This is a genomic window from Campylobacter sp. BCW_6467, from assembly GCF_001762855.1.
In the GTDB taxonomy this organism is placed as follows: domain Bacteria; phylum Campylobacterota; class Campylobacteria; order Campylobacterales; family Campylobacteraceae; genus Campylobacter_D; species Campylobacter_D jejuni.
Genome location: NZ_MJXP01000052.1, coordinates 188458 through 211392, shown reverse-complemented (window position 1 = coordinate 211392; position 22935 = coordinate 188458). Strand labels below are relative to the sequence as shown.

Annotated in this window: 20 protein-coding genes; 16 read left to right on the top strand and 4 right to left on the bottom strand. The window is 28.1% G+C overall.

Features of this window, described 5'->3' with window-relative positions; translation table 11 throughout:
* The 10 genes from AJ888_RS08810 (at position 1) to AJ888_RS08765 (ending at position 11756) form a co-directional block, all read left to right on the top strand.
* On the top strand, positions 1-1164 hold the full coding sequence (locus AJ888_RS08810) for a DegT/DnrJ/EryC1/StrS family aminotransferase (RefSeq protein WP_002861861.1): 1164 nt from the start codon (positions 1-3) through the stop codon (positions 1162-1164).
* A 356-nt stretch (positions 1165-1520) separates the two neighbouring features.
* Positions 1521-2540 (top strand): hypothetical protein, encoded by a 1020-nt coding sequence (locus tag AJ888_RS08805; RefSeq protein WP_002861860.1) that lies wholly within the window; start codon positions 1521-1523, stop codon positions 2538-2540.
* A gap of 11 nt (positions 2541-2551) precedes the next feature.
* Positions 2552-3511, top strand: a complete 960-nt coding sequence (locus AJ888_RS08800) for an alpha-1,2-fucosyltransferase (RefSeq protein WP_002861859.1) — start codon at positions 2552-2554, stop codon at positions 3509-3511.
* A 3-nt stretch (positions 3512-3514) separates the two neighbouring features.
* Positions 3515-4315: a glucose-1-phosphate cytidylyltransferase gene (rfbF, locus tag AJ888_RS08795; RefSeq protein WP_002861858.1), complete on the top strand. Its 801-nt coding sequence runs from the start codon at positions 3515-3517 to the stop codon at positions 4313-4315.
* A 12-nt stretch (positions 4316-4327) separates the two neighbouring features.
* Positions 4328-5419, top strand: a complete 1092-nt coding sequence (gene rfbG, locus AJ888_RS08790; RefSeq protein WP_002861857.1) for a CDP-glucose 4,6-dehydratase — start codon at positions 4328-4330, stop codon at positions 5417-5419.
* Positions 5419-7176, top strand: coding sequence for a thiamine pyrophosphate-binding protein (locus tag AJ888_RS08785; RefSeq protein WP_002861856.1), 1758 nt, complete (start codon positions 5419-5421; stop codon positions 7174-7176). Before rfbG ends, AJ888_RS08785 begins: the two co-directional genes overlap by 1 nt.
* Positions 7176-8096: an NAD-dependent epimerase/dehydratase family protein gene (locus AJ888_RS08780; RefSeq protein ID WP_002861855.1), complete on the top strand. Its 921-nt coding sequence runs from the start codon at positions 7176-7178 to the stop codon at positions 8094-8096. The genes AJ888_RS08785 and AJ888_RS08780 overlap by 1 nt, the downstream gene beginning before the upstream one ends.
* The gene (rfbH, locus tag AJ888_RS08775) at positions 8096-9418 is read left to right on the top strand and encodes a lipopolysaccharide biosynthesis protein RfbH (protein ID WP_002861854.1); all 1323 of its coding nucleotides are present in this window, start codon (positions 8096-8098) and stop codon (positions 9416-9418) included. Before AJ888_RS08780 ends, rfbH begins: the two co-directional genes overlap by 1 nt.
* 3 nt (positions 9419-9421) lie before the next feature.
* Entirely contained in the window at positions 9422-10507 is a 1086-nt protein-coding gene (locus tag AJ888_RS08770; protein ID WP_002861853.1) for a glycosyltransferase family 2 protein, read from the top strand.
* A 49-nt stretch (positions 10508-10556) separates the two neighbouring features.
* Complete coding sequence (locus tag AJ888_RS08765; RefSeq protein ID WP_002861852.1) at positions 10557-11756, top strand: glycosyltransferase family 8 protein; 1200 nt, start codon at positions 10557-10559, stop codon at positions 11754-11756.
* Here AJ888_RS08765 and AJ888_RS08760 read toward each other — a convergent pair.
* Genes AJ888_RS08760 through waaC form a run of 4 tightly spaced genes read right to left on the bottom strand, consistent with a single transcriptional unit; the run spans position 11753 to position 16258 of the window.
* Positions 11753-12805, bottom strand: a complete 1053-nt coding sequence (locus AJ888_RS08760) for a glycosyltransferase family 4 protein (protein ID WP_002861851.1) — start codon at positions 12803-12805, stop codon at positions 11753-11755. The two genes, AJ888_RS08765 and AJ888_RS08760, sit on opposite strands and share 4 nt — an antisense overlap.
* Complete coding sequence (locus AJ888_RS08755; protein ID WP_002861850.1) at positions 12802-14355, bottom strand: glycosyltransferase family 2 protein; 1554 nt, start codon at positions 14353-14355, stop codon at positions 12802-12804. Before AJ888_RS08755 ends, AJ888_RS08760 begins: the two co-directional genes overlap by 4 nt.
* A 9-nt stretch (positions 14356-14364) precedes the next feature.
* A complete protein-coding gene (locus tag AJ888_RS08750) occupies positions 14365-15240 on the bottom strand; it encodes a lipid A biosynthesis lauroyl acyltransferase (RefSeq protein ID WP_070296250.1) in 876 nt (291 codons plus the stop codon).
* Entirely contained in the window at positions 15230-16258 is a 1029-nt protein-coding gene (gene waaC / locus AJ888_RS08745) for a lipopolysaccharide heptosyltransferase I (RefSeq protein ID WP_070296249.1), read from the bottom strand. The genes AJ888_RS08750 and waaC overlap by 11 nt, the downstream gene beginning before the upstream one ends.
* A 65-nt stretch (positions 16259-16323) precedes the next feature.
* Here waaC and AJ888_RS08740 point away from each other — a divergent pair, with 65 nt between their 5' ends.
* The 6 genes from AJ888_RS08740 to pglJ are packed head-to-tail and all read left to right on the top strand — an operon-like array spanning position 16324 to position 22933.
* Complete coding sequence (locus AJ888_RS08740) at positions 16324-17118, top strand: 3'-5' exonuclease (RefSeq protein WP_070296248.1); 795 nt, start codon at positions 16324-16326, stop codon at positions 17116-17118.
* Between the two features lie 57 nt (positions 17119-17175).
* Complete coding sequence (gene galE, locus AJ888_RS08735) at positions 17176-18162, top strand: UDP-glucose 4-epimerase GalE (RefSeq protein ID WP_002861846.1); 987 nt, start codon at positions 17176-17178, stop codon at positions 18160-18162.
* The gene (gene pglK / locus AJ888_RS08730) at positions 18156-19850 is read left to right on the top strand and encodes an ABC-type lipopolysaccharide transporter PglK (RefSeq protein ID WP_002861845.1); all 1695 of its coding nucleotides are present in this window, start codon (positions 18156-18158) and stop codon (positions 19848-19850) included. The genes galE and pglK overlap by 7 nt, the downstream gene beginning before the upstream one ends.
* Positions 19847-20926, top strand: a complete 1080-nt coding sequence (gene pglH, locus AJ888_RS08725) for a GalNAc-alpha-(1->4)-GalNAc-alpha-(1->3)-diNAcBac-PP-undecaprenol alpha-1,4-N-acetyl-D-galactosaminyltransferase (protein ID WP_079861033.1) — start codon at positions 19847-19849, stop codon at positions 20924-20926. The genes pglK and pglH overlap by 4 nt, the downstream gene beginning before the upstream one ends.
* A complete protein-coding gene (gene pglI, locus AJ888_RS08720; protein WP_044780181.1) occupies positions 20919-21848 on the top strand; it encodes a GalNAc(5)-diNAcBac-PP-undecaprenol beta-1,3-glucosyltransferase in 930 nt (309 codons plus the stop codon). Before pglH ends, pglI begins: the two co-directional genes overlap by 8 nt.
* Entirely contained in the window at positions 21836-22933 is a 1098-nt protein-coding gene (pglJ, locus tag AJ888_RS08715; protein ID WP_070233027.1) for an N-acetylgalactosamine-N,N'-diacetylbacillosaminyl-diphospho-undecaprenol 4-alpha-N-acetylgalactosaminyltransferase, read from the top strand. The genes pglI and pglJ overlap by 13 nt, the downstream gene beginning before the upstream one ends.
* Positions 22934-22935 lie beyond the last annotated feature (2 nt).

Genomic DNA, 22935 nt, shown 5'->3' with positions numbered 1-22935 from the left:
ATGGAAAAATATACACTAGCCTCATCAACTTGGGATGAAAAGGAATTGCAAGCAATACAAGATGTTATTAAAAGCGATATGTTTACTATGGGTAAAAAAGTAGCTGAATTCGAAAAAGATTTTGCTAAATTTGTGGGTTCTAGATATGCTGTTATGACAAGCTCAGGTTCTACTGCAAATTTGATAGCAACAGCAGCATTATTTTATACAACAAATCCTAGATTAAAAAGAGGAGATGAAGTTATAGTTCCTGCGGTATCATGGAGTACTACCTATTATCCGCTTTACCAGTATGGCTTGAAATTAAAATTTGTAGATATTGATTTAGAAACACTAAATTACGACTTAGATGCTTTAAGTAGCGCCATTAGTGATAGAACAAAAATGATCATGGTTGTAAATTTATTAGGAAATCCTAATGATTTTAATGTGATTAATAATCTTATCAAGGGAAAAGATATTATCTTGCTTGAAGACAACTGCGAGTCAATGGGTGCTGAATATAAAGGCAAACAAGCTGGAACTTTTGGCATTATGGGGACTTTTTCTACTTTTTTCTCTCATCACATGGCTACAATGGAAGGTGGTTTTGTTATTACAGATCATGAGGAGTTGTATCATATATTGCTTTGTTTAAGAGCACATGGATGGACTAGAAATTTACCAAAAGAAAATTTAGTTGCCAATAAAAGCGATGATTGGTTTAGCGAAGCATTTCGTTTTGTATTACCAGGATACAATGTTCGTCCTGTAGAAATGAGCGGAGCTATAGGTATAGAGCAACTTAAAAAATTACCTATGTTTTTAAAACACCGCAGGGAAAATGCTAAATTATTTTGTGAATATTTTAAAAATCATCCTGAATTTATTATGCAAAAAGAAATCGGAAGTAGCTCTTGGTTTGGATTTTCATTAGTGATTAGACCAAATTCTAAATTGCAAAGAAAAGATATCATTAAAAAACTAGAAGAAAATGATATAGAATACCGTCCTATAGCTACTGGAGATTTTACACAAAATGAAGTGATTAAATATTTTGACTATGAAATTCATCAAGATCTGAAAAATGCAAAATATATTCACGAGAAAGGTTTATTTATCGGAAATCATCAGTTTGATATTAGTGAGCAAATTGATTTATTGAAAAAGGCGTTAGATGTATAAAAATAAATTAAGGTGTATTTTTAATTTTTTATAAGGTTATTTTAAAATTGCATAGAGGTTGAATAAAATTAAGAAAAATGAATAAATTTTTGAAAGAATGTATAAAGATATTTTTTAGAAGTCAAAATAAATTTTTTCTTTATTAGAAAATCTTTAATAATGTTTTAAATATAATATGAAATTCTATATTATTATTTATATATTTAAAAAATTATTAATCAACTATAAAAATTCTGAAAATTAGAAATTTATTATGTTAAATATAAAACAACTCTAAATTATATTTATCAAATTTGAAAATTAGTTAAAGTTATTATATAATATAAATACAGCATTTGAAAATAAAAGGTTATTGGGTGAGAATAAAATTTATTCAAAATATGATTGATAAAATAAGAAATAAACAAGGAAAAATTCATCATAAAATTTATGGTTCTATTTATTTACCTTGGTATGAGCAAAATGCTATAATTTCTAATTTAAAACCAAAAATTTATAATCAATCTGGTTTACCAATGGATTTATTTTTTATTAGAGACAAACATTTTGCTCATAATCCTTATGGATGTGCTCATAGTAAAGTTGAAAATAAATATTTTTTATGGGATAGATTTAATTTTAGCCTAGATACTCATTTTTATACAGGAGAATCAATTTTAGAAACAATGGGAAGACCTTCTAAGAAAATTGCATGGATTTTAGAACCGAGATCTATTTGTGAAAAACCATATAAAATTTTAGAAAAAAATAAAATTTTAAGTAGTGAATTTCAATATATTATTACGCACGATGAAAAACTTTTAAACCAATATCCTCATGCTAAAATGATTTATACAATGGGTGTATGGTGCTATACGGATATAAACGATCCATTGCAATATACAGAAGATAAATTTAAAATTAAGAATAAAAATATTTCTATGGTGGTATCTGGAAAGCAATTAACACCTTTGCATATAGTAAGAAATACTTTAGCAGATAAGGTAAGAGAAATAGGCGGAGAAATGGTTGATGTATTTGGTGCTTATGTAAATAGATCTATTTGTTTTAAATCAGAATCTTTGGATAAGTATCGTTATCAAATTGTAGTTGAAAATGAAATTTCTACTTATTATTTCACTGAAAAAATTTTGGATTGTTTTATATCAATGTGCATACCCATATATATAGGTGCAACTAAAATTGGTGATTTTTTCAATTTGGATGGAATTATTGAAATTTCTCCGAATGATATAGATAGAATAGAATATGTTTTAAAGCAATGCAATGAAAAAGATTATGAAGAGCGTTTAGCAGCCATTAAGGATAATTATTATAGAGCATTAAAATATATTAATCGCGAAAATCATCTCTATGAGCAATTGTTTATTGGGTAGCAAGGAATAAGATGTTAGAATCTAATTTTGTTATAATAAGAGTTGATGGAGGAATTGTAAGTCAACTTTATTTTTTTGCAATAGGAAAGCTTTTTGAAAAAAAAGGATATAAAGTAAAATATGATATTACTTGGTTTGAAGAGGAAGGATTAGGATTTTATAATATAAATAAAGGTTATGATAAGACTTATAATATAAATTGGGATATTCCTAAAATATTTCCAAATATTTCCATTGAAATTGCAAGTAAGTCGGAAATTGATCAATATAAAAAATTTAGGGTAGATAGTGAATTAGTTTTAGAATACCAACCACCTTTATATGTTGTTGGTTATAATTCAAAATGTGATATTGTAGAAATTTGTAGAGAAATTCGTGAATTTTTTAATCCTTTAGAGTTGTTAAGTGATAATAAGATAAAATTTTTAGCCAATGAAATTAAAAGAAATAGGAGTTGTGGAGTTCATGTTCGAAGAGGAGATTTAAGTCAAGAACATGTTGTTTATGGAAAGCCAACTAGTGTAGATTATTTTTTTAAATGCATTAATATAGTGAGGTCAATGTATAGTGATGCTAAATTTTATTTCTTTAGCGATGATAATAAATGGGTTAAGGATAATATTGCGCCACATATTGAAAATTTAGATTATTTTATATGTGATATAAATACTCCAGAAAAAGGTTACTTAGATCTTTATTTTCTTTCATTGTGTAAAATTATAATAGGATCACATGGCAGTATGGGTTTGGGCGCCAAACTGTTATCTCAAGAAGAAACTTTGTTTATAACGCCTAAGTATAATTATATGCTTTTTTCTATGAGTAATATTATGATGATTAATTTTGAGCCTAAAAACATGGAACCTTTTAATCCTAAGATAAAAAAAATAAAATATAAAATTTTGATAAAGATTTATTATTATATTCGTCAGATATTATTAAGAAAATTTTTAATCAAAGGGAGTGATTGATTAATGAAAGTTTTAATTTTGGCGGGTGGTTTTGGAACAAGACTTTCAGAAGAGACAAATTTAAAGCCCAAGCCTATGGTAGAGATAGGTGGAAAGCCTATTCTTTGGCATATAATGAAAATTTATAGTTACTATGGTTTTAATGATTTTATTATATTAACAGGGTATAAAGGTCATGTTATAAAAGACTATTTTATGAATTATTATACACAATACAGCGATATAACAGTAGATATGTCAAATAATTCTATTCAAATTCATAACACCAGACATGAGCCTTGGAAGGTTACCATGCTTTATACTGGACAAGACTCTATGACAGGAGGTAGAATTTTACATGCAAAACCTTATGTGGGTAATGAAACTTTTATGCTTACTTATGGTGATGGGGTAAGTGATGTGAATATCAAAGAGTTGATAAATTTTCATAGAAGTCATAGTGGGTATATTACAATGACTTCTGTTTTGCCTGAAGGAAAATTTGGAGCCTTGGATATAGATAATGATACAAATTGTATAAAAAGTTTTACAGAAAAACCTAAAGGCGATGCTAGTTTGAATAATGCAGGTTGGATTAATGGAGGTTTTTTTGTGTGTGAACCTAAGATATTTGAGTACATAAAAGAAGGCGATGAAACTATTTTTGAACAAGCTCCGTTAAGAAATTTAGCTCAAGATGGTAAGCTTTATAGCTATAAACATCATGGCTTTTGGAAATGTATGGATACTTTAAAAGATAAGAGCGATTTAACTCAAATGTGGATAAATAATAAAGCTCCTTGGGCTTTATGGCTTGATAAATAAGGAAAAGTTGCTATGTCATTTAAAATCTATGAAAACACAAAAGTTTTTCTTACAGGTCATACGGGTTTTAAAGGTTCTTGGTTGGGTTTATGGTTGTACAATCTTGGTGCTAAGGTTGATGGTTATTCTTTGAAGCCAAATACTAAGATTAATCATTTTGACCTTCTTGGTGGTGAAAGACTTTATGAAAACAGTTATTTTTCAGACATTAATGATAAGGTAGAGTTAGAAAAAGCTTTGATAAATAGCGATCCAGAGATTATTTTTCACTTAGCAGCTCAACCACTAGTAAGAAAAAGCTATCAAGATCCTTATAATACTTTTCAAACAAATACAATTGGCACATTAAATATTTTAAATATTTCTAGAAAGCTTAAAAATTTAAAGGCAATTGTGTTGATAACTACTGATAAAGTTTATAAAAATAAAGAATGGCTTTGGGGATATAGAGAAAATGATACTTTGGGTGGTTATGATCCTTATAGTGCTAGTAAAGCTTGTGCCGAGCTTGTTATTGACTCGATGAGGCAGAGTTTTTTTAATGTCGATGATTTTGGCAGCAAACATCAAATATTAATTGCTTCTGCTAGAGCTGGAAATGTAATTGGTGGCGGTGATTGGAGTGAAGATAGGTTGATACCTGATATTATTAAAGCTTGTGTTAGTGATAAAAAAGTTGAAATTAGAAGTCCAAATTCAACGCGTCCTTGGCAACATGTTCTTGAACCTTTATATGGTTATTTACTACTTGGAAGAAAATTATTTCAAGGGGATACCGAGTTTGCTACAAGTTTTAATTTTGGGCCAGAAGTAAGTGGAAATTTAACAGTTAATGAAGTATTGAAAATAGCAAAAAATTTTTGGGATAAAATTTCTTATCAATGTAAAGTAGATTTAAATGCTCCGCATGAGGCAAATTTGTTGATGTTAGATCCTTCCAAAGCAAAAAAGATGTTATCTTGGAATTCATTTTTTACAAGCGAAGAAAGTATAAAAATGACAATAGAATGGTATAGAAGTTTTTATAATGAAGGGAATATTATTAGCACTGCTCAATTAAATAATTTAACCAATAGATATAATTTGGAAAGTTTTTTTAATTAATGAAAGCAAGTGATTTTTTGGTTAACTTTCTTGTATTAAATAAAGTTGATAAAGTTTTTGGTTATATTGGTGGAGCTGTGGCTCATATTTATGATTCTATCTCAAAAAATTCTAATATTGAAATGATAAATGGAATTCAAGAACAAGGCAGCGCTTTTGCTGCTGAAGGTTATGCAAGAATTACAGGAAAATCGGGAGTAGTAATTGCGACCAGTGGTCCTGGTGCTACAAATTTAATCACTACTATAGGGAGCTGTTATTTTGATTCTGTCCCTTTATTGTGTATTACAGGGCAAGTAAATACTTATGAATTTAATTATAGTAAATCTTCAAGACAAATTGGTTTTCAAGAAACGGATATTGTAGAGATTGTAAAACCTATTACAAAATATGCTGTAATGGTAAATAAAATAGAGGATTTAAGATATGAGTTAGAAAAAGCACATTTTATTTCTCATTTTCAAAGAAAAGGACCTGTTTTAATTGATATACCTATGAATATTCAAAGAGCAGAAATTGATTTTAACCAAGCTAGAAGTTTTTTTAAATCAAAAGAACATTTAAATATGCAAGAAACTTGTATTGCAAATAATGATTTGCTAGTAAGTCAAATAAAAAATACTATTTCCAAGCTTAGTATGGCTAAAAGTCCTATAGTTTTGGTAGGTGGAGGTGTTAGAAATTCTAATGCTTGTAGAATATTAGATTTTTTTTTAAAAAAATATAATCTGCCTGTTGTTCATTCTTTAATGGGTAAAGATGTTGTTGAGAGTGAATTTGAATTAAATTTGGGATTAATTGGTTCTTATGGAAATCGTTGTGCTAATTTAGCTTTAGCTAATAGCGATGTTATTTTGGTATTGGGTTCGCGTTTGGATACTAGGCAAACTGGCACAGATTTAAAATTATTTGCTAAGAAATCAGAGATTATTCAGGTGGATATTGATAAGAATGAACTAGGAAAAAAAATTCCGGTAAAAATACAAATTTCTAGCGATATTAAATTGTTTTTAAGTAGGATTATTAAATATAATTTTCAATGCAAGTGTGATCAATGGAGAAATTGGGTTAAGAATATAATCAAAATATTGCCAAGCAATAAAGATATTTATGGTAATATCAAGATAGAGAATTTTTTAATTTCAAAGATATCTAAGAAGGCTAATGCCATGATTTTTTGCATTGATGTTGGACAACATCAAATGTGGGCAGCTCAGGCGTTAAATGTATTAAAAAATACTCGAATACTTTTTTCTGGTGGAATGGGAGCTATGGGATTTTCCTTGCCATGTGCAATAGGTGCTTGTATTGCAAATAAACAATCTGTGGTTGTAATTGCAGGAGACGGTGGATTTCAAATGAACATTCAAGAATTAGAAGTAATTAAAAGGCGTAACTTACCTATTAAAATTTTTATTTTTAATAATCAAAATTTAGGGATGGTTAGGCAATTTCAAGAGATATATTTCGATAAAAATTATATAGGAACCATTAAGGACTATAGTGTTCCTAATTTTAAGCTTATTGCTAAAGCTTATGGGATTAGATCTAGAACTATAAAAAGTTTAAATTCTTTTGATAGGATTATTAACACAGTTTTTTCAAATTCTCAACCTGAGGTTATAGATATTGTTTTAAATAATAAACTAACTGTTGTTGAGCCAAAATTAATTATAGGGAAATCTATAGAAAACATGTATCCTTTTATGAAGCCTGCTAAATTAAAAGAATTAATGTTTTGTAAAAAAGATAAATAATGAATATATTTATTACAGGGTCAAATGGTTTTATTGGTAAGCATTTAAAAGAGTATTTGCAACAAAAATACTCATATTATACTTTACACTGCCCTAATAGCAAAGAATTAGATTTAATAGATGAAAGTGCCGTAGATAATTTTATTAAAAATCATAAAATTGATATTATTATACATTTAGCCAACAAAGGAGAGTATAAAATCGGTTTTCAAAATACTGTTGAATATAATTTAAGAATTTTTCTTAATTTATTAAAGCATGTAAATAAGGTTTATAAATTTTTATCTTTTGGAAGTGGTGCTGAATATGGAAAACATCATAATATAATCAATGTGAAAGAAGAAGAGTGTAGAGGTTATGCTTTGGATTCTTACGGTTTTTATAAGCAGATTGTTTCCAAATTAATAAAAAATTACAAAAATGTTATACACTTAAGATTATTTGGAGTTTATGGAGAATATGAGGATTATCGTTTTAAATTTATTTCAAATACTATATGTAAAAATTTTTTAAAACTTCCTATAGTTATCAATCAAAATTGTTTTTTTGATTATATTTATATTGTAGATCTTATTAAAATAATTGATTATGCTTTGCATCATGATATGTGTCACCAGATTTATAACGCAACTAGCGGAGAGGGATATAGGGTAGATTTATTAACTATTGCAAATATTGTAAATGATTTAAGTGATTTTAAATCAGATGTGATAATTTTAAATAAGGGATTAAATAGTGAATATACGGCTAATAATGATAGAATTTTATCTGAAATGAATGGATTTAAATTTACTTCTCATAAAAAAGCGATTAGCAATATGAAAGCATATTATTGGAGAAATTTAGATAAAATTGATAGTAAAGCAGTTGTTGATGATTTATATTTGAAAATGATTCAAAAGTTAAAGGAAAACGAATAATGTTAATTCAAGAATTAAAAAAAGAAATTTTAAACAAAGTTAAAGAATATTATAATTTGTATCATAAGCCGAAATTTAATGAAATTATTAGCAAAAAATCTAAAATTAATTATGCCGGTCGTATTTTTGATGAAAAAGAGTTGGAATATTTGGTTGATAGCTCTTTGGAATTTTGGCTTACTTATAGCAAATATTCTGAAAAATTTGAAAAAGATTTAGCTAAATTTTTAGGTATTAAATGGGCTTTTTTGGTTAATTCTGGTTCATCTGCTAATTTATTGGCTTTTTTTGCTTTAACTTCTCCATTATTAAAAGAAAGACAAATTCAAAGAGGTGATGAAATTATAACTGTTGCAGCGGGATTTCCTACTACTATAGCACCAATAATCCAATATGGTGCAGTTCCTGTATTTGTAGATATGAATTTAAAATATGCTAATATAGATATAGATCAACTTGAATTAGCTTTAAGCTCCAAAACCAAAGCCGTTATTATAGCACATACATTGGGGAATCCCTTTAATGTAAAAGCTGTAAAAGAGTTTTGTAATAAATACAATCTTTGGTTGATAGAAGATAACTGCGATGCTTTGGGGTCAAAATATGATGGAAAAATGACAGGAACTTGGGGGGATATAGGAACTAGCTCATTTTATCCTCCGCATCATATCACTATGGGTGAAGGTGGGGCTGTATATACAGATAATCTTTTACTTAAAAAAATTATATTATCTATGAGAGATTGGGGAAGAGATTGTTGGTGTAAAAGTGGGATGGATAATACTTGTGGTTGTCGCTTTGCTCAAAATTTTGGAACTTTACCTAAAGGCTATGATCATAAATATGTTTATTCTCATTTTGGGTTTAATTTGAAAGTTACAGATATGCAGGCTGCTATAGGATGTGCACAATTGGAGAAACTTCCTGATTTTATAGAGAAAAGAAAATATAATTATCAAAGACTTTATGAAGGTCTTAAAGATATTGAACAATTAAAATTAGTTGAAAAACAACCGAATTCTGAACCTAGTTGGTTTGGTTTTATGATGACTGTAAAAGAAAATAGTGATTTTAGTCGTAACGAGATTACCAATTTTTTGGAGCAGTATAATATTCAAACAAGAACTTTATTTGCTGGTAATATTATAAGACATCCAGCTTTTAATGCTTTAAAAATAAATAAAGATTATAAAGTAATAGGCAGTTTAAAAGTTACGGATAAAATAATGAATGATAGTTTTTGGGTAGGCGTGTATCCTGGAATGAATGATGATATGATAGACTATATAATATTAAAAATTAGAGAATTTGTTAAAAGGTAAAAAATGCTTATTGACAAAAGAGATTGTTTAACGGTTGAGGAACAATTATTAATTATTCGAGATGTGGAGAAAAGATTTTTAAAATTTTGGGAAAAAGATTTTGATCGTTCTAGTTTTTTAACCTGTAGAGATAATTTTGCATTAACTAAAGATATTCAGTCTACACAACTTATAAAACAAGAAATTATGAAAAAACCTAAATTTACGATTGCTATCCCAGTCTTTCAGAGGGTAGAAAAATTAAAAAGGGCTTTAAAATCTGCTTTGAGCCAGAATTATAATGAAGAATATGAGATTCTAATTGTTGAAAATCCTAGCGAAATTAATGATAATAGTATATATGAAATGTTAAAAAAAGAATTTGATAAAAAGGTTAATTTTTATAAGAATGAGAGTAATATTAGTGTATTTAATAATTGGAATCGTTGTTTACATTTGGCGCAAGGAGATTGGGTATGTTTGTTACATAGCGATGATGAGATAACTAATGATTATTTGAGTGAAATGGATTATTTTTTAAGTAAATATTCTAATGGTATTTTAATTGGTTGTGTAGATAGAATCAAGGATATTTATCCGCCTAATATGTATTCAAAAAGTAAATATAGAATACTATATTTTTTTGAAAAGTTATTTTATTCTAGACAGATGCTAGAAAAAAAATCAGTTAGAAATAAAAAATGGAGTAAGTATGCTAAATATGGAGAAACTATTTTTTTACCTCCAAATGCAATATTACATAATAGGGAAAAATGTATTAAATTTGGAGGTTATAACCAAGATGAAAATCCAAATGCAGATCAGGTTTTTGTTAATAGAATGAAGCAATTTGGAAATGTGTTTTTATATAGAAAAAAAATTTTGCAAAAAAAACACGCTTCGGATAGTTATGGATTAACTCCAAGTTGTATTATGCAGCTAAGTTTTTTAGATCCACAAGTATTTTATGCTTTAATTTCATCGAAAAAGAGATCTCAAAAATCTGCATACAAGCAAATAATGCATTATAAAAATTTTCTTAAAGAAAAAAAATGCTATGTATTAGTGAAATATCTAGATGATTTTTTTAAAAAATATGACTTAAATTAAAATTTTTTCACAAGTAATATTTTATTTGTTTATTATTGGGATGTACTTGATGTATAACATAATCTTTAGCGCTGATGAAAATTACATAAAATATACCGCAGTATTAATTACTAGTATCATTAAAAATACCGATACCAATAACGGCTTTTTAAACAATATTTATCATTTTCATATATTAAGCGATTTTTTAAACGATAGCGTAAAAGAAAAATTAGATAAATTGCAAAATGAATTAAGTGAAATTTATCCTTGTAAAATATCAATCTATATTATGAAAGATGATAAATTTGAAAATTTCCCAAGTTCAGGTGCTGCACATAGTTTAAAACTTCCTTACTATAGATTGAAATTTATTTCTTTGCTTGATGATAGTGTCGATAAGTGTTTGTATTTGGATTCCGATATGCTTTGTATGTGTGATATTAGAGAACTTTTTTATTTGGATTTAAAAGATAGTATTGTAGCAGTAGTAGGTGATCCAGGGAGTAAAAAGTCAAAAATTAAATTTATAGAAGATGGTAAAAAAAGAGTTTTAAAATTTGATGAAAATTATTTTAACTCAGGATTTTTGTTTATTAATGTTAAAGAATATAAAAAAGCTCATATTGAGCAAAAGTGTGAAGAATTGGCTAAAAAATGCATTTATATTAAAGCAGCTGATCAAGATTTGCTTAATGCTTGCATCCCTAAGGATAAAATTTTAAAACTTGATTTTGCCTATAATTTTAATATTATTACACTTTTATATACTGTATGTAAAGATGAAAAGAAAAATAGATTAAATTATACAAGAGAAGAATTTGTTCAAAGTATGAAAAATCCAAAAATATTGCATTACGGTGAAAAACCTTGGAAATTTTTACATTCTTATAAGGATTTTTATGGAAAAAATATTAATGATTATTGGTGGGATATAGTACAAATTACACCTATTTTTAAAGAAGAATTATTAAAACAAAAAAAAGAAATAAAAGATTATTTATTATATGTGGGACTTGGTTATACTTTATATAATTTTTGTAAAAAATATCAAATATTTGATATAAAAAAACTTCTTAAAACGGAAAATGATAAAGAGTTGGTGGAATTTGCAAAAGATTTAAATGATGAAAAATATGGGCTTTATTGTATGCTTGGAGAAATGGTTTTGTATGCTAGAAAACACAAAAAAGGTATGATTAATATTATTTTAAAATCATATAAAATGATTAAAATGTATGAAAAATATACTCATAAATCAAAACTTTAAGAATTTATAAGCTTTATCCACTTTTGCATGATTGCTTCTTTGCTAAATTCTTTTTGCACTTTTTCTTTGGCATTTTTGCCGAATTTTTCTCTTAAACGTTCATCTTGCATTAAAACCTGAAGTTTATTTGCAAATTCTTGCAAATTTCCATCTTCTATCAAAAAGCCACTTCTTTTATTATCTATAATTTCTTTGGGTCCTGTTTTTACATCAAATGAAATACTAGGAATAGAATAATTTGCACTTTCTATTAGCACCATGCCAAAACTTTCAAAATAACTGGTCATAACATAAATACTTGCTTTTAAGTATTCTTCTTCTATATTTTTATTAAAAGGTGATAAAACAATAGAGTGTTCTAATTTTTTAGTTTTGATTTTGTAAAATAATTCTTCTTTTAAAGCGCCATCCCCAATAATATGAAGCTTCCATTCTTTGAAATTTTGATTTTTTTGCACTATTTCCCAAATATCAACGAGTCTTAGAAAACCTTTTTGATCTTCTTTGGTTATTCGACCTATACTTAAAATTCTTTTTTGATTAAGGTGAGAGTTTTTATTTGTGATTATTGGTGTAAAATTAGGTATGTAAGAAACATTGTTATGATATTGTTTCCAAATTGATAGTTCGCGCAACGATAGAATTATTAAGTTGTCAAAAAAATTATTTCTTAATTGATAGCGTTTAAAAATCTCATGAATGAGTTTTATATATTTGGTATTTTTATTTTTAAAAAAAGGGAATTGAGAACAGTTATTGTAAATCATGATATCCGCATCTTTGTATTTTTGCTTTAAAATATAGCTTTCATAGTATTTATAGTAGAGCTTGTAAAAAGGTTTTTTAAAGACTTTATTTCTTGAGACTATGTGAAAGAAGCTTATTTGTATATTTTTATGCACTTCATAAGCTAAGTTTTCTTCGTTCTTATAAAAACTTAAAATTTCTACATTATAACCTAATTCATTAAAGGCATTTGCAAGATTGCAAACAACTCTTTCAGCACCACCTCCTATAGTAATATCGCCAATGAGTAAAACTATTTTCATGTGTTCTTCCAAGAAATATTTTTATTTTTAATAGTATCTAAATAAATTTTATGATTGCTTTCAAGCATTTTTTTGCTATTTTCTTCGTGATAAATATGATAAGCAATAGCTTTAAATTTTAAGCGTCTAAAAATACCTTTATTAAATAAAAATCTAGCAACAAATTCACTATCTTCTCTACCCCAACCAATAAAATTTTCATTAAAACCATCAAGTTCATCAAAATCAGCTTTAAAAAAACTCATATTGCAACCCCTAATACCTTTAATTAGCTTGGTTTTTTTAAAGATTTTTTCATCTTTTTTTGAAAGACTGTAAAGCATTTTAGCTAAAAAAGAATTTTTAGAACTTTTAAAATCTTTTTTATTAAAAATTATGCGATAATCATCTTTGTTTAAAATTTCTTCACTTTCTTTTTTGTTTAAAATTACTCTTGAACCTTGTAAAAAAAGCTTTCTTTGTGCAAATTCTAAATGTTCTTTTATGAAATCTTGTTCCAAAATCATATCACCATCAATAACTATTATATATTCACTATCAGTGTTTTTTATAGCTTTGTTGCGACTTTTACTAAGCCTAAACCCTTCATCTTCTTGCCAAATGTGTTTTAAAGGGCAAGGAAAATCTTTTTGATATTCTTCAATAAGCCTTGCTGTATCTTCTTTGCTACCATCATCTGCGATTAAAACTTCATTAGGTAAAAAGGCTAGATTTTTAACACTATCAAGCACTAATTTAAGGCGTTCTTTTTGATTATAGGTTGTTATTATTAAAGCACAAGTTTTTGGCTTTTGCTTTTGAAGTTCATATAATTTCATGTATTTAAAAAAAGTCCCTAAGGCATTACAAACGCTAATTATAAAACCCTTATAACCATATAAAAAGCCATTTTTTAAAAAATAATTTCTAAAAAAAGTCCAAAAAGCTCTTAAATTTGCTTTTAAAACCCCACTTTTTTTGTGCATATTTTGTTTTGCCCAAAGACTTGAGTAATACTGCATTTTATTAATTAAGTGAGAAATATCTCTAAAAGCATAATGTCTTAATCCATTTTTAAGATGAATTTTTTTAGCATTGTTTGGTAGAATAAGACTTTCATGTACTAAATTATCATTAAAACGAGTGAAATTTTTATTAAAAATCCTTAAAACATAATCAGGAGACCAGCCACAAGCCTTTATCCATTCACCTTTATAGAGATTTTTACGACTAAGTGCGATGATATTATCTTCTTGAAGTTCTAAATTTTTAAGTTCGTTAATACACTCGTTTTCAAGTACTTCATCGGCATCAATGCTTAAAATCCAATCATTTTTTGCATAACTTAAAGCAAGGTTTTTTAAGGCTCCAAAGCCTATAAAAGCACTGTGGTAAATGTGCAAATTAGCAAAATCTTTTTTAAATTCATTAGCTATATTTAGGGTATTATCACTGCTTTCGTTGTTAAGTAAAATAATTTCATCAAAATCTTTTAAAGAATTTAAACACTCAAGCAAGGTTTGCTCTGCATTTTTTACGATGATAATAACGCTTATTTGCTTTAAATTCATTTTACACCCTTAATAAATTTTCTCATTATAACTTGCAAAGCGTCTATGGAAAAAAAAGTATTCCCAAGGTCTTTTTTTAATCATTTCTTCGCAACTTTGTGCTTGATAAAGTGTCAGTTCTTCTAAACTTGCATTTTGAGAATCTTTTGCTTTAAAAAACTCTATGCAAAATTTACCGTCTTCTTTATAGGCATAAACAGGGATGATCAAAGCATTAGTTTTTTGAGCGATAAAACTTGCTCCCATTTGATAGTTTACTTCTTTGCCAAAAAATTTTAGCTTCACGCTTTCTTTATCAGTGCAGTCTTGATCGGTTAAAATTCCTAAAGTTCGCTCTTTTTTTAGGGCACTTAGCATTTGTCTTATACCACCTTTTTTGTCGATAAGTTCTATGTCAAATTGGGTGCGACTTTGGCCTAAAATTTCATACATAATTTCACTTTTTAACTTTTTCCCCACTATGGAAATCGCACCATATTTAGCCGCATAAGCAAGGCTTAAAATTTCCCAGTTTCCATAGTGTGCAGTTGTGAAGATAATAGGACGCTTTAAAGCTAGAGCGTCTATAAGAAATTTTTCATTGATAAAATTTACCTTATTGAGAATTTTTTCTTTGGTGGTGTTTTGATTTTGTAAACAATCAATTCCAAATTGAGCAAAATTTTCATAAATTTTCAAAGATAGTTTATCGCGTTCTTTTTGAGTGTATTGAGGGAAGCAGATTTGCAAATTTATATCGATGATCTTGCGATGTTTTTTGTTAAGATGAAAAGTGATTCTTGCTGCAATCAAAGCTAAAAAATGCAAGATACATTCAGGCATAAAAGTAACAAAAAATTTCAAAATATAATAAAGATTAAGATATATTCTGTCACTATTTTTCATTAAGTAAGCCTTTGGCAAGTTTGAAGATATCTTCTTCTTCTATACGCGTGATACAAAAATCACTTTTATCGATATGTTTGGCATTTTGGATTTTTTTACCTGCATCAATGATTTTATTGATATGAGTTTGAAAAGCATTGCGGTAGCTTGGTGTTGCACCAAAAATCGTAATAGATGCTTTGTTTAAAGCAAAAGCTAAATGTGTTGGGCCACTATCATTTCCTATGATAAGATCCATCATTTTTGTAAAAGCCATTAGCTCTTCAAGGTTAAATTTTGGCGCTAATTCTATATGTGTTTCATCAATACCACTAAGATTTAAAACCTCTTTGGCAAATTCATATTCTTTTACATTTCCCCAAGCGAGCCAAATTTTTGCTTGTTGAAATTCATTGATTAAAAGTTTGCAAAGTATAGCAAGTTTGGTTTTAGGATAGATTTTATTTTCTACGCTTGAACCTACATGTATGAGTATGTTTTTTTCGTTTTTGTCGAGCTTGAGTTTATTGTTTAAGAGTTGTTTTAAATTTTCATCTACGCTAAAAATATCTTGTTTAAAGGCTAAATTTTTGACATTAAAATCAGTATTTAACATAAAGGAGGTAAGACTTAAGTATCTTACAAATACATTTTCATTGTAATCTAACTCAAGTTTTTGGTTGTAGAAATTATGAGCAAAACTTTCTTTAAGGCTGTTTTTATCAAAACCAAAATTATTTCTACTTAAAATCCGACTTACAATAGCAGATTTTATAAGCCCTTGTAGATCTATTACTGTATTATAGTTGTTTTTTCTTGCTTTAAGAAGAATTTTTAGGCTTTTTAAAATTTTTTTGTCTTTTAAGGGCAGGGCATAGAGTTTGTCTATTAAAGGATGGTTTTTAAGTATGCCTTCAAATTTTTCATCTACAAACCAATGAATTTCTATATCTTTTTTAAAATTTTTGACAAATTGCAAAACCACGGCACTTTGGATAATATCGCCAAGTGCTGATAAACGAACAATTGCTATTTTCATTAAAAGCCTAATATTTTAAAATTTTTGCTATGATTTTAGCGAAATTATTTAAAAAAAGGTTAAAAATGGCAAAAAATGAAGGTTATATTTGTGTTTTTGATTGTGAGAGTGTGCCAGATGTTGAGCTTATCCGCAAAACTTTGGGTTTTGAAGGAAGTGATTTAGAGGTAAGTTTAAAAGCACTTCAGTGGCAAAAAGAACAAAGTGGGAGTGAGTTTTTGCCTTTGCCTTATCATAAAATCATCAGTATTTGTGCGGTTTTAAGCGATAATTTTGGAAAATTTATCAAAGTAAATAAAATTGATGGGCAAAATGAAAAAGAAATGATTGCTAATTTTTTCAATTTTATAGAAAATTATGAGCCAAAATTAGTCAGTTTTAATGGTAAAAATTTTGATATGCCTGTTCTTGTTTTAAGGGCTTTAAAATACAATTTAAAAGCAGCAACTTATTTAGATACTCAAAGTGATAAATGGAATAATTATAAAACAAGATTTTCAGAATTAAAACATTGTGATTTATTAGAATCCTTAGGATCTAATGGGCGTGGAATAAAGCTTGATACACTTTGCTCTATGGTGGGTTTGCCAGGAAAATATGATGTGCATGGTGATGAGGTGATGAAACTTTTTTATGAAAATGAACTTGAAAAAATCCACGAATATTGCGAAAGTGATGTTTTAAACACCTATATGCTTTTTTTAAAATATGAACTTATTAAAGGTAATGTTAGTGAAGAAGATTACATTGATTTTCTTTCTTATATGAGAGATTTTTTGCGTTCAAAAAAATCGGATCGTTCTTATACAGAAGTTTTTGCAAAAGCTTGTGAGAGTGAAATTTCAAAAGTTCAATCTTAAGTATTTAAGAAAATATATTAAAATTTATTTTTGATATTTTTAAAAAAAGGAATGATGATGAAAATTCTTATTAGCGGTGGCGCAGGTTATATAGGTTCTCATACTTTAAGACAATTTTTAAAAACAGATCATGAAATTTGTGTTTTAGATAATCTTTCTAAGGGTTCTAAAATCGCAATAGAAGATTTGCAAAAAATAAGAGCTTTTAAATTTTTTGAACAAGATTTAAGTGATTTTCAAGGTGCAAAAGCATTGTTTGAGAGAGAAAAATTTGACGCTATTGTGCATTTTGCAGCAAGCATTGAAGTTTTTGAAAGTATGCAAAACCCTTTAAAATATTATATGAACAACACTGTTAATACGACAAATCTCATCGAAACTTGTTTGCAAACTGGAGTGAATAAATTTATATTTTCTTCAACGGCAGCCACTTATGGCGAACCACAAACTCCTGTTGTGAGCGAAACAAGTCCTTTAGCACCTATTAATCCTTATGGGCGTAGTAAGCTTATGAGCGAAGAAGTTTTGCGTGATGCAAGTATGGCAAATCCTGAATTTAAGCATTGTATTTTAAGATATTTTAATGTTGCAGGTGCTTGCATGGATTATACTTTAGGACAACGCTATCCAAAAGCGACTTTGCTTATAAAAGTTGCAGCTGAATGTGCCGCAGGAAAACGTGAAAAACTTTTCATATTTGGCGATGATTATGATACAAAAGATGGTACTTGCATAAGAGATTTTATCCATGTAGATGATATTTCAAGCGCGCATTTAGCAGCTTTGGATTATTTACAAGAGAATGAAAGCAATGTTTTTAATGTAGGTTATGGACATGGTTTTAGTGTAAAAGAAGTGATTGGAGCGATGAAAAAAGTTAGTGGAGTGGATTTTAAAGTAGAACTTGCCCCACGCCGTGCGGGCGATCCTAGTGTGTTGATTTCTGATGCAAGTAAAATCAGAAATCTTACTTCTTGGCAGCCTAAATACGATGATTTAGAGCTTATTTGTAAATCTGCTTTTGATTGGGAAAAACAGTGTTAAAAAAACTTTTTTTTATTTTAAGCAAGGAAGATAAAAATTTTTTATTTTTCTTGCTTGTTTTTTCAGTATTTGTTTCTTTTATGGAAACTTTTGCAATTTCTTTGGTAATGCCTTTTATCACTTTGGCTAGTGATTTTTCTTATTTTGATCGTAATAAATATTTAATCAGCCTAAAAGAATATCTTAATATCCCTGTTTTTGAAATCATTGTTTATTTTGGAGTGGGGCTTATTGTTTTTTATGTGTTTAGAGCTTTGTTAAATGCGTATTATTTTCATCTTTTGGCAAGATTTTCTAAAGGGCGTTATCACGCGATTGCTTATAAGGTTTTTTCTAAATTTTTAAATATTAATTATGAAAAATTTACTCAAAAAAATCAATCTGAAATTTTAAAGTCCATTACAGGGGAAGTTTATAATCTAAGCACTATGATTTCATCATTTTTACTTTTGATGAGTGAAATTTTTGTAGTGCTTTTGCTTTATGCTTTAATGCTTTTGATTAATTATAAAATCACTTTATTTTTAAGTATTTTTATGGTATTAAATGCCTTTATTTTAGTGAAAATTTTAAGTCCTATCATTAAAAAAGCAGGACTAAAACGTGAAGAAGCGATGAAAAATTTCTTCGAAATTTTAAATACAAATTTAAATAATTTCAAATTTATTAAGCTTAAAACCAAAGAAGATGGAGTATTAAGCCTTTTTAAAGCACAAAGTGAAGCTTTTTCTAAAGCAAATATTACCAATGAAAGCGTAGCTGCGGTGCCTAGAATTTATCTTGAAGGAATAGGTTTTTGCGTACTTGTTTTTATCGTGGTATTTTTGGTTTTGAAAAATGAAAGTGATATTTCAGGTATTTTATCCACGATTTCTATTTTTGTTTTAGCGCTTTATCGCTTAATGCCAAGCGCAAATCGTATTATCACAAGTTATCATGATTTGCTTTATTATCATTCTTCTTTGGATATTATTTATCAAAATTTAAGACAAGAAGAAGAAAATTTGGGCGAGGAAAAATTAAGCTTTAATCAAGAGCTTAAAATTTGCAATCTTAGCTTTGGTTATGAGGGAAAAAAATATTTATTTAAAAATCTTAACTTAAACATTAAAAAAGGCGAAAAAATCGCTTTTATAGGGGAGAGTGGTTGCGGAAAAAGTACCTTAGTAGATCTTATCATAGGACTTTTAAAACCAAAAGAAGGGCAAATTTTAATTGATAAGCAAGAGTTAAATGCAAGTAATGCAAAAAATTATCGCCAAAAAATAGGCTATATCCCACAAAATATCTATCTTTTTAATGACAGCATAGCTAAAAATATTACTTTTGGAGATGCGGTTGATGAAGAAAAACTTAACAGGGTTATCAAGCAAGCAAATTTAGAGCATTTTATAAAAAATTTACCTCAAGGAGTGCAAACAAAAGTAGGTGATGGGGGGAGTAATTTAAGCGGGGGACAAAAACAACGCATAGCTATAGCAAGAGCTTTATATCTAGAGCCTGAAATTTTAGTGCTTGATGAAGCAACTTCTGCGCTTGATACTCAAAGTGAAGCAAAAATCATGGATGAAATTTATAAAATTTCTAAAGATAAAACCATGATTATTATCGCACATCGCCTTTCTACGATAACGCAATGTGATAAGGTTTATCGTTTAGAACACGGTAAGCTTAAAGAGGAGAAATGATGAAAATAAGCTTTATTATCGCAACTTTAAATTCAGGAGGCGCTGAGCGTGTTTTGGTAACTTTAGCTAATGCACTTTGTAAAGAGCATGAAGTAAATATTATTAAATTTCACGCAGGAGAATCTTTTTATAAGCTTGAAAATGAAGTTAAAGTTACAAGTTTGGAACAATTTAGATTTGACACACTTTATCATAAAATCGCAAGTCGTTTTAAGAAATTTTTTGCCTTAAGAAAGGCTTTAAAAGAAAGCAAGGCTGATGTTTTTATTTCTTTTTTGGATACAACTAATATTGCTTGTATTCTAGCTAATATAGGACTTAAAACTCCACTCATCATTAGCGAGCATAGTAATGAAGCGTATTTAAAACCTAAAACTTGGCGTTTTTTAAGAAGGGTAAGCTATCCTTTTTGTGATGCTTTAAGTGTGCTTGGAAGCAGTGATAAGGTGTATTATGAAAGATTTGTAAAAAAGGTTAAGCTTTTATTAAACCCTTGTCATTTTAGCGATGAAATTCCTTTTGATTCTAGTTTTGAAAAAGAAAATTTGGTTCTTTTTATAGGGCGTTTAGATCACAACAAAAACCCTGCAATGTTTTTAAAAGCTATAGCGCATTTGGATAAAAATTTGCAAGAAAATTATAAATTTGTTATAGCAGGAGATGGAGAGTTAAGGCAAGAACTTGAATACAAGGTAAAATCTTTAGGAATAAAAGTTGATTTTTTAGGACGCGTTGAAAATGTCAAGGCTCTTTATGAAAAAGCAAAAGCGCTTTGCCTTTGTTCTTTTGTAGAGGGTTTGCCAACGGTTTTAATTGAAAGTTTGTATTTTGAGGTTTGTAGAATTTCAAGTTCTTATTATAATGGTGCTAAGGATTTGATCAAAGATAATCATGATGGACTTTTGGTAGGTTGTGATGATGAAATAGCACTTGCTAAAAAACTCGAACTTGTTTTAAATGATGAAAATTTTAGAAAAGAACTTGTAAATAATGCCAAACAAAGGTGTAAAGATTTTGAAATTTCTCATATCAAAGAAGAATGGCTTAAGCTTATAGTCGAGGTTAAAAATGCCTAAACTTTCTGTTATAGTACCAACTTTTAATCGTCAAGTTTTGTTAGAAAAGGCTATTAAAAGCATACAAAATCAAGATTTTAAAGATTTAGAAATTATTATAAGTGATGATAATTCTAGCGATGATACTAAAAGTGTGGTGCAAAATTTACAAAAAAATGATGATCGCATTAAGTATTTTTTAAATCAAAACTACAAACAAGGTCCAAATGGCAATAAAAATAATGGCTTAGATCAAGCAAGTGGCGAGTTTGTAACTTTTTTAGATGATGATGATGAACTTTTATCTGGGGCTTTAGGCATCTTAATGCAAAAAGCAAACGAAGGTTATGCTCATGTTTTTGGAAATTGTTTGATAGAAAAAGAAGGAAATTTAAGCAAGGAATTTAGCGGCAAGGGTTTGGAAAAAGATAGCGAAATTTCTAAAAAAGATTTTTTAATGGCTAAATTTAGCGGAGAGTTTTTTTCTGTTTTTAAAAAATCTCTACTTGAAAACAAGCGTTTTAATGAAGAATTTTATGGCAATGAAGCCACGCTTTGGGTAAATTTATACAAGGAAAAAAGTTTTTATATTCATAAGGCTTTTAGGATTTATAGGATTTTTAGGCAAGATAGCGTGACTTTAGGGGCGAGTAAAAATGCTTATAGGGTGTATTTGGGATATTTAGAGCTTGCTAAAATTTTAGAAAATGAACTTAGAATGAGTAAGGATAAAGATTATAAAAAAACTTGTGCGAGTTATTATAAAATGGCAGCTTATTATGCAAAACTTGCAAAAAATTATAAAGCTCTTTATAAATGTTTGTTTAAAAGCCTGAGTATAAAAATCAACGCTCCTGCTTTGATATTACTCATTTTAAGTATAATTCCAAATAATATGATTGAAAAATTATCGAAAATTCGGGTGGCTTTATGCAAAAATTAGGAATTTTTATTTATTCTTTGGGAAGTGGTGGTGCTGAAAGAGTTGTGGCGACTTTATTGCCTATTTTAAGTTTGAAATTTGAAGTGCATTTGATCTTGATGAATAATAAAATTTCTTATGAAATTCCAGAGTGTCAAATTCATTTTTTAGAATATTCAAAACCTAGTGAAAATCCTATTTTGAAATTTTTAAAATTACCTTTTTTGGCTTTAAAATACAAAAAACTTTGCAGAAATTTAGGCATTGATACAGAATTTGTTTTTTTAAATCGACCTAATTATATAGCTTTAATGGCAAGAATGTTTGGAAATAAAACTCGCCTTGTGATCAATGAATGCACTACGCCAAGTGTGATGTATGCGAAAAATAATTTTAATTCTTTGGCAAATAAATTTTTAATTTCTTTGCTTTACCCAAGGGCTGATTTAATCTTGCCTAATTCTAAGGGAAATTTAGAAGATTTAGTGCAAAATTTTAGTATAAATCCAAAAAAATGTGAAATTTTATACAATGCCATCGATTTAGAAAACATAGAGCAAAAAGCCCTTGAAGACATAGCTTTAAAAGATAAATTTATTTTAAGTGTAGGCAGGCTTGATAAAGGTAAAAATCATGCTTTATTAATTCGTGCTTATGCGAGATTGAAAACAGATTTAAAGCTTGTGATTTTAGGTGAAGGTGTACTTAAAGATGAGCTTTTAGTTTTGATTAAAGAGTTAAATTTAGAAGAAAAGGTTTTGCTTTTAGGATTTGATAATAATCCTTATAAATACATGGCTAAATGTGAATTTTTTGCTTTTGCTTCTGTGTTTGAAGGTTTTTCAAATGTTTTAATTGAAAGCTTAGCTTGTTCTTGTGCGGTAGTTTGCACTGATCATAAAAGTGGTGCAAGAGAGCTTTTTGGAGATGATGAATTTGGACTTTTAGTAGAAGTAGATAATGAAAACTCCATGTTTCAGGGTTTAAAAACTATGCTTGAAGACGATAAATTAAGAAAAGCGTATAAAAATAAGGCTAAAACTAGGGCTAAGGCCTTTGATAAAGTAAAAATTGCACGCGATGCTTTGAGATATTTATTAGGATAAAA